General features: G+C 45.2%; 1 protein-coding gene. It reads right to left on the bottom strand.

The window, feature by feature from the left end; genetic code table 11:
* Nucleotides 1–90 precede the first annotated feature (90 nt).
* A partial coding sequence (locus tag IEY58_RS34190; protein ID WP_189052664.1) for an ATP-grasp domain-containing protein occupies nt 91–564 on the bottom strand: 474 nt, incomplete at its 5' end.

The following is a 564-nucleotide window of genomic DNA, read 5'->3' as shown; positions in this document are numbered from 1 at the left end:
AGCAAATTCAATGAAATGAATGGTAAATAGATAATACGCTTCTAGACAATTCAAGTACTTTTTTTGTAAACAAATATAAACGAAAACGACTTATTCGCTCAACGTTTGTTCTAAGATACGCACGCATAGCGTCGCAAAATCCATGCCACGCGCTTTTGCTGCCATCGGCACCAGACTATGACTGGTCATGCCGGGCACCGTATTGAGTTCAAGCAGATATAGCGTGCCTTCGTCATCTCGTAAAAAATCCACGCGTGACCAACCTTTGCCCCCAATGGCAGCAAACGCTTTTCTTGCAATTTGTTGCATGGTTTGTTCTTGCGCCTCGCTCAAATCTGATGGGCATTGGTAGACGGTATCATCACGATTGTATTTGGCTTCGTAGTCATAAAACTCAGTGGTTGGGATGATGCGAATACTGGGCAACACCTCATCACCGAGGATTGAGCAAGCATACTCACCGCCTGTGATGGCTTTTTCTGCCAAAATAGCGCCGTGGTATTGTTTGAGCTGTGGGTAGGTCTTGGCAAGCTCACCCGCTTCTTTAATTTTAAAGACGCCGAC

The organism is Aliidongia dinghuensis, from assembly GCF_014643535.1.
Classification (GTDB): Bacteria; Pseudomonadota; Alphaproteobacteria; order ATCC43930; family CGMCC-115725; genus Aliidongia; species Aliidongia dinghuensis.
The sequence above is the reverse complement of the archived record's forward strand: the minus strand, read 5'-3'. Positions and strand labels throughout refer to the sequence as shown.